This window comes from Rhodococcus sp. YH1 (assembly GCF_009939605.1).
Classification (GTDB): Bacteria; Actinomycetota; Actinomycetes; order Mycobacteriales; family Mycobacteriaceae; genus Rhodococcus; species Rhodococcus aetherivorans.
In genome coordinates this window covers 21,752-28,528 of the sequence record NZ_WVTE01000272.1, presented here as the reverse complement: position 1 = coordinate 28,528, position 6,777 = coordinate 21,752, and the positions used below count along the sequence as shown (strand labels likewise).

The 6,777-nt window shown below is 70.7% G+C and carries 7 protein-coding genes; 4 read left to right on the top strand and 3 right to left on the bottom strand.

The window, feature by feature from the left end:
- A partial coding sequence (locus AIIKEEIJ_RS28130) for a GAF domain-containing protein (protein ID WP_161997032.1) occupies positions 1-1,508 on the top strand: 1,508 nt, incomplete at its 5' end.
- Positions 1,509-1,521: 13 nt separating this feature from the next.
- Here AIIKEEIJ_RS28130 and AIIKEEIJ_RS28125 read toward each other — a convergent pair.
- Positions 1,522-2,160: a response regulator gene (locus AIIKEEIJ_RS28125; protein ID WP_029541947.1), complete on the bottom strand. Its 639-nt coding sequence runs from the start codon at positions 2,158-2,160 to the stop codon at positions 1,522-1,524.
- A 193-nt stretch (positions 2,161-2,353) separates the two neighbouring features.
- On the opposite strand from AIIKEEIJ_RS28125, the gene AIIKEEIJ_RS28120 reads away from it, so the two are divergent.
- The 3 genes from AIIKEEIJ_RS28120 to AIIKEEIJ_RS28110 all read left to right on the top strand — a co-directional run bounded on the left by AIIKEEIJ_RS28120 (position 2,354) and on the right by AIIKEEIJ_RS28110 (position 4,570).
- Positions 2,354-3,274, top strand: a complete 921-nt coding sequence (locus AIIKEEIJ_RS28120) for a nitroreductase family protein (RefSeq protein ID WP_202917722.1) — start codon at positions 2,354-2,356, stop codon at positions 3,272-3,274.
- Between the two features lie 70 nt (positions 3,275-3,344).
- A complete protein-coding gene (locus AIIKEEIJ_RS28115; protein WP_043797719.1) occupies positions 3,345-4,298 on the top strand; it encodes an acyl-ACP desaturase in 954 nt (317 codons plus the stop codon).
- A complete protein-coding gene (locus tag AIIKEEIJ_RS28110) occupies positions 4,295-4,570 on the top strand; it encodes a hypothetical protein (protein ID WP_006933270.1) in 276 nt (91 codons plus the stop codon). The genes AIIKEEIJ_RS28115 and AIIKEEIJ_RS28110 overlap by 4 nt, the downstream gene beginning before the upstream one ends.
- A gap of 180 nt (positions 4,571-4,750) precedes the next feature.
- Here AIIKEEIJ_RS28110 and AIIKEEIJ_RS28105 read toward each other — a convergent pair whose 3' ends face one another.
- Positions 4,751-5,653, bottom strand: coding sequence for a universal stress protein (locus AIIKEEIJ_RS28105; RefSeq protein WP_006933272.1), 903 nt, complete (start codon positions 5,651-5,653; stop codon positions 4,751-4,753).
- 56 nt (positions 5,654-5,709) lie between these two features.
- The gene (locus AIIKEEIJ_RS28100) at positions 5,710-6,750 is read right to left on the bottom strand and encodes an LLM class F420-dependent oxidoreductase (protein WP_029541944.1); all 1,041 of its coding nucleotides are present in this window, start codon (positions 6,748-6,750) and stop codon (positions 5,710-5,712) included.
- Between the last annotated feature and the right edge of the window lie 27 nt (positions 6,751-6,777).

Here is a 6,777-nt window from a genome sequence, read left to right as displayed (position 1 = left end):
CCATGCTGCAGCGCATCGTCTCCGCGGCCGTCGCGCTGCTCGGCGCCCGCTACGGTGCGCTCGGCGTGCGGGCGCCCGACGGCGGGCTGTCGGAGTTCGTGTACGTCGGCATCGACCCGGCCGAGCGCAGCCGCATGGGGCACCTGCCCGAGGGCCGGGGCCTGCTCGGCCTGCTCATCAACGACCCGCGGCCGGTGCGGATCGCGGACCTGTCGGAGCATCCCGCCTCGATCGGCTTCCCACCCGGCCACCCACCGATGAAGAGCTTCCTCGGCACGCCGATCATGGTGCGCGGCAGGGTTTTCGGGAGCATCTATCTCACCGAGAAGATCGACGGTCCCGCCTTCACCGAAGAGGACGAGGTGATCCTGAAGGTCCTCGCCACCTCCGCGGGCGTCGCGATCGACAACGCCCGCCTGTTCGAGGGGTCCCTCACCCGCGAACGCTGGCTCGAGGCGGTGGCCGCGATCAACTCACGGTTGCTGGTGGGCGGTTCCGTCGACGAGACCCTGGCGCTCCTGGTCGACCGGGTCCGGGACCTCGCCCACACCGTGGGCACCTACGTCCTGCTGGTCGACGGCACCGAGGGGACCGTCCGGGCCGCCGCCGCGCCCGGCCCGCCGGCGACGGGCTCGCGTCTCGACCTCACCGATTCTCCTGTGCTGCAGGCGATCCGCACCAGGCGCACACTGATCACCGACAACCTCGAGGGGCTTCCGGCAGCCGGCGCGGGCCGCGCCGCGATCCTGCCGCTGTCCGCCACGTCGGGGGTCACCGGCGTACTGATCGCCACCCGGTCGGCCCGTTCCGATGCGTGGGACGACGCGGAGGTGACGCGCCTCGAGTCCATGGCCGACCTGGTCACGGTGGCACTCGAATTCGCGGCGCAACAACGCAAGAAGCGGCTGCTCGACGTGCTCGCCGACCGGGACCGGATCGCACAGGATCTGCACGACAACGTGATCCAGCGCCTCTTCGCCACCGGGATGAGCCTGCAGAGCACCCTGGTGCCCGGCACCGATCCGGACCGGGTCGCGGACATCGTCCAGCACGCCGTCGAGCAGCTCGACCGTACGGTCCGCGAGATCCGCACCACCATCTTCGATCTGCACACCACCGGCGCCGCGGCGTCGACCAGCCTGCGGCGGCGGCTGCTGGATGTGGTCGGCGACCTGACCACTCAGTCCCCCGTGGCGCCGAACGTCCAATTCGCCGGCGCCATCGACACTCTCGTACCCGCACGCATCCATCCGCATGCCGAGGCGGTGCTGCGGGAGGGACTGAGCAACGCGCTGCGCCACTCGCAGTCGGAGAAGATCTCCGTATCCGTCACCGCGGGCGACGAGTTCACGATCGAGATCGTCGACGACGGCATCGGGCTGCCGGACACCCCGCGCCGCAGCGGCCTCGCGAACCTCGAGCGGCGCGCCCAGCAGTGCGGCGGACGCTGCAGCACCGGACCCGGCGAGAGGGGCGGGACGCGCGTGCTGTGGCAGGTCCCCCTGTGACCCGGGGTCCCCGTCAGACCTCGCGCTGCTTGCGCAGCTCGGTGGCGAGCACCGCGGCCTGCGTGCGGCGCTGCATCCCGAGCTTGGCCAGCAGCCGCGAGACGTAGTTCTTGATCGTCTTCTCCGCCAGGAACAGCCGCTCGGCGATCTCGCGGTTGGTCAGGCCCTCCCCGATCAGCTCGAACACGGCCCGCTCCTGCTCCGACAGCTCGGCGAGCGGGTCCGCCGTGCGGGACGCGCGGATGCGTTCCATGAGCGCGGCCGTCGCCCGGCTGTCGAGCAGCGAGCCGCCGGCCGCGACGGTCCGGATCGCCGAGACCAGGTCGGTGCCGAGGATCTGCTTGAGGACGAATCCGGACGCGCCCGCCATGATCGCGTCGAACAGGGCCTCGTCGTCGGCGTAGGAGGTGAGCATGAGCGCGCGCAGCTCCGGCATGCGGGCCCGCAGCTCGCGGCACAGTTCGACGCCGTTGCCGTCGGGCAGGCGCACGTCGAGCACCGCGACTTCGGCTCCGCTGCCCGGGATGCGGGCCAGCGCCTCACCGACCGACGCGGCCTCCCCGACAACCGTGAAGTCGGGCACGCTGTCGAGCAGGTCGACCAACCCGCGCCGCACGATCTCATGGTCGTCGACGAGAAATACCCGAGGCATCGTCCCTCACCTTTCCTGACACCGGCATTGCGGTGACCATCGTCTCAGCTCGCTCGCGCGCCGCCGACCCCGGGCCGTTCGACGGCAGTTTCGGGACCTTCGGCACATGCGCCCGGTGCAGCCCGCGGGCGATGCTCGGACAGTCATCCTCGATGAGCCGTGCGAGGTGACCGACCAGGACGAGGAGGCTGCGATGTCCACGGTGCCCGACACCTGGTCCACGAGCGACACCGAGGTGATCGCGCGTGCCGTGATCGAGGCCCCCTCGATCCACGACACTCAGCCGTGGAACCTGCGCCTCCCGGCCCGCACGGCCGAACTCGAGGAGCGGGTCGAGTTCGCCGCCCCCGGCCAGGACCCCCTGCGCCCGGATCGGCTGATCTCGTGCGGAGCCGCCGTCGCCAACCTCGAACTCGGCATCCGGGTGCTCGGCTGGAGCACCCGGACCCTGCTGCTGCCCGAGCCGGAGCGGCCCGAGCTGATCGCACGGATCGAGGCAGCGGCGCCGGCCACTCCTTCGAGCACCGACCTGGGGTTCTTCGCCGCCATCTCGCACCGGCGCAGCCACCGCGAGTCGTTCGCCCGGATCCCGGTGCCGGCGACCACCATCGCCGACGTGATGGCCGCCGCCGACCTCCCCGGGGTCCAGGTTCGCCTGCTGGCGTCGGACGAGGCCCCGGCGCTCGCCGACATGCTCACCTACTCGGCCGACGCGATGCGCCGCAATCCGTACTACCAGCGCGAGATGTTCCGGTGGACGTCGCACTGGCACCCCGAGGGCAACGCCGAGGTGGTGACCGACTGGGGCGCCGATCTCGACGCCGGCGGACCCGCCGGGCGCGCGCTGATCACCACCGGTGTGCCGGACACCGCCGAACTCGCGGCGGCCATCGACCGGGAGACCGTGCTGGTGTTCTCGGTGCACTCCGGCGATCCGATCGACCTGGTCCGGGTGGGCATCGCGTCCGAGCGGGCGTGGTTGGCGGCGGTCGACGCCCGGTTGTCGGCGTCCGTACTCACCTATCCACTGCGCGTGGAGGATTCGGCTGACCGACTCGCCGAGCGGATGGACATCGACGGCCTTCCGCAACTGATCATGCGCATCGGGTTCTGACCCGACCGAACCAACCGCCGGGCGCCGCAAGGGGGCGCCCGGGGTCCCACCAGAGAGGGAATACATCACTGTGACCAGGGAACTCACGGATCTCGAACTGCTCCGAGAGCTCGAGCCGATCGCCGAGGACAACGTCCACCGCCACCTGGCGATGGCGAAGGACTGGCATCCGCACGACTACGTTCCGTGGGACGCGGGCCGCAACTTCGCCGCCCTCGGCGGCATCGACTGGGACCCCGACCAGTCCGCGCTGTCCGAAACCGCGCAGGCAGCGATGATCACCAATCTGCTCACCGAGGACAACCTGCCCTCCTACCACCGCGAGATCGCCGAACACTTCAGCCTCGACGGCGCCTGGGGCACGTGGGTGGGCCGCTGGACGGCCGAGGAGAACAAGCACTCCGTCGTCATGCGGGACTACCTGGTGGTCACCCGCGGTGTGGACCCCGTCGCGCTCGAGAACGCACGCATGGCGCACATGACCACCGGATTCGACCCGGGCTCGACGTCGATGCTCGAGTCCGTGTCGTACGTGACCTTCCAGGAACTGGCGACCCGGGTCTCGCACCGCAACACCGGTAAGGCCTGCGGGGATCCGATCGCGGACCGCATGCTCGCCCGCGTCGCCGCGGACGAGAACCTGCACATGATGTTCTATCGCAACATCGTCGAGGGCGCCCTCGACATCGCCCCCGACCAGGCGCTCGCCGCGATCATGAGCGTGCTGACCCGCTTTCGGATGCCGGGCGCGTCGATGGCGAACTTCCGGCGCAACGCCGTGCTGATCGCCAAGGGCGGCATCTACGACCTGCGGCAGCATCTCGACGACGTGGTGCTGCCGGTGCTCCGCAAGTGGCGCGTGTTCGACCGCACCGACTTCGGCGGCCGCGGCGAGCAGCTGCGCGAGGACCTCGACGCCTTCCTCACCGACCTGCAGACGAAGGCCGAGCGGTTCGAGGAAGCCCGGGACCGGGCGCTGGCCCGTCAGGCCCGGCGCGACGAACACGCAGGGGCGAGCGCATGACCAGCGTGCGCGAGCCCGGATCCCGGGAGGACCGCGACACCGGGTCGGCAGAGCTGTTCGGCTCGGTGCTCGACATGGCCCGCGCCGCGAAACGCGGCGACGTGTCCGGATGGCTCACCGTCAAGAGCGGCACGCACCGCCCGGAGGACGTCGCCTTCCTCAGTTCGCAGATGCTCGGCGTGCTGATCGAGAACGACGCCGTCCGTCGCGGGGTGCATCCCGCCGACGTGTGGAGCGAGCTGCGCCGGCGCGGCCTCGACGACTTCGGCTGACCACGCGGCGACCCGGAACCACCCGGCGACGATGCCCGGCACCCGCTCAGGGTGCCGGGCATCGAGCGTCCGGGTACGTTCCCGGCGGTCGCGCGCTGCGGCGCTTCCCGCGCGCGTAGGGACGCGCGCGGGAAGCACCCTGCCGCGCAACCACATGCGGCGAAGGCCGGGACGGGACGGCTACTTCTCGCCGTCCGGCCGGACGATCAGCACGGGGCAGTCGGCCGTCTGCATCAGCGCGTTGCTGGTCGATCCGAGCAGCAGGCCCTTGAAGCCGCCGCGGCCGCGGGAGCCCACGACGATCAGCTGGGCGCGTTCGGCGTACTCGCTCAGCACCCGCACCGGCCGGTCCCGCGCGACGACGCGCTCGACGACGACGTCCGGGTAGCGCTCCTGGAACCCGGCGAGGTTCTCGGCGAGCACGACCTCCTCCCCCGTCTGGATCCTGCTCCACTGCGGATCCTCGGGCACCGCGCCCAGGGACGGCTGCACGCTCACGTCGCTCCACACGTTCACCGCGACGAGCGTCGCCTTGCGGGCGGCCGCCTCGGCGAACGCCACCTCGACGGCGCGCACGGAGGCCTCGGAACCGTCGACGCCGACCACGACCGGGCCGTCGGAGGGCGGTGCCCCGTCGAGGGTGCGGCCGCGCACGATCGCGACCGGGCAGTGGGCGTGCGAGGCGAGACCGAGGGTGACGGAGCCGACGAGCAGCCCCTTCACCTCCCCGAGCCCGCGCGAGCCGAGCACGATGGTGTCGGCCCGGTTCGAGAGGTCGACGAGGGTGGGGACGACCTTGCCCTCGATCTGCTCCGTGGTGATCTCGACCGGGCCCTGCTCGTCGGCGATGCGCTTGGCGAGCACCTTGGCACTGTCGAGCCGCGCCCGCGCCGTCTCCTTCATCTCCTCGTGGAAGCTCTCCGCGAGGTAGGGCTCGGAGTAGTAGAACGCGGGGATGTGCACGACGGTGACGATGTGCAGCGGCAGCGCGCGGGCCGCGGCAGCGCGGGCCGCCCAGATCACCGCGGTCGCCGCCGCGTCGGATCCGTCGACCGCGACGACGATCGGTTGGGTTTCGGTCATGAAAATCCCCTCTGTCGGCGGGCCGGTGGGCCCGGGTTCTCACATCGGCGCGGGTGTCAGTTGCAGATCTCCCGCAGCTGTTCGATCAGTCGGACCCGGCCGGCGGTGTTCTCCGCGATCGGGTTGACGTTGAGGGTGGTGACGCCGGCTTCGGCGAACGCGGCGACGCGTTCCCGGACGTAACTCTCGGGCCCGATGAGCGAGACCGCCCGCACCAGGTCGTCGGGCACCGCGGCGGCGGCCTCCTCCTTCCGGCCTGCGAGGTACAGGTCCTGGATGGTCTCCGCCTCCTTCGCGTACCCGTAGCGGACGGCGAGGTCGTTGTAGAAGTTCTTGCCCTTCGCCCCCATGCCGCCGATGTACAGCGCGAGGTGCGGGCGTACGAAGTCGAGCAGGAAGTCGACGTCGTCGCCGATCGCGAGCGCCGCGCCGACGTAGACCTGCAGGTCCCCGAGCGCGGGATCGCGCTTGGCCTTGCCGCGCGCGAGGGACTCGCCCCACACGTCGGCGGCCTTCTCGGGATAGAAGAAGATCGGTTCCCAGCCCTCGGCGATCTCGGCGGTCATCTCGACGTTCTTGGGGCCGATCGCGGCGATCAGGACGGGGATGCGTTCGCGCACCGGGTGATTGATCAGCTTGAGCGGCTTGCCGAGTCCGGTGCCCTTCTCCGGCGGCAGCGGGATCTGGTAGTACTTGCCCTGGTACTCGACCTTCTCCCGGCGCCACACCTGGCGGCAGATGTCGACGAGTTCACGGGTCCGGCCGAGCGGCGCGTCGTATTTGACGCCGTGGAATCCCTCGATGACCTGCGGGCCGGACGCACCGATGCCCAGGACGAAGCGGCCGTCGGAGACGTAGTCGAGACCTGCGGCGGTCATCGCTGTCAGGCTCGGCGTGCGGGTGTAGATCTGGAAGATGCCCGAGGCCAGCTCGAGTCGTTCGGTCTTGGCCGCGAGGTAGCCGAGCTGACTGACCGCGTCGAACGAGTACGCCTCCGGTACGAAGACGATGTCGAGGCCGGCCCGTTCGAGATCGGCCACCTCCGCCGCCGTCTCGGCGAATCCGCCGCTGTAGTTCAATCCCATCCCGATGCGCATCCGCATACCCCGTGATTCGTTGGTGCG

Excerpts from the sequence above, each read along its gene's own strand:
- AIIKEEIJ_RS28125 (WP_029541947.1), bottom strand. The coding sequence starts at position 2,160 with ATGCCTCGGGTATTTCTCGTCGACGACCATGAGATCGTGCGGCGCGGG.
- AIIKEEIJ_RS28120 (WP_202917722.1), top strand. The coding sequence starts at position 2,354 with ATGTCCACGGTGCCCGACACCTGGTCCACGAGCGACACCGAGGTGATC.
- AIIKEEIJ_RS28110 (WP_006933270.1), top strand. The coding sequence starts at position 4,295 with ATGACCAGCGTGCGCGAGCCCGGATCCCGGGAGGACCGCGACACCGGG.
- AIIKEEIJ_RS28105 (WP_006933272.1), bottom strand. The coding sequence starts at position 5,653 with ATGACCGAAACCCAACCGATCGTCGTCGCGGTCGACGGATCCGACGCG.
- AIIKEEIJ_RS28100 (WP_029541944.1), bottom strand. The coding sequence starts at position 6,750 with ATGCGCATCGGGATGGGATTGAACTACAGCGGCGGATTCGCCGAGACG.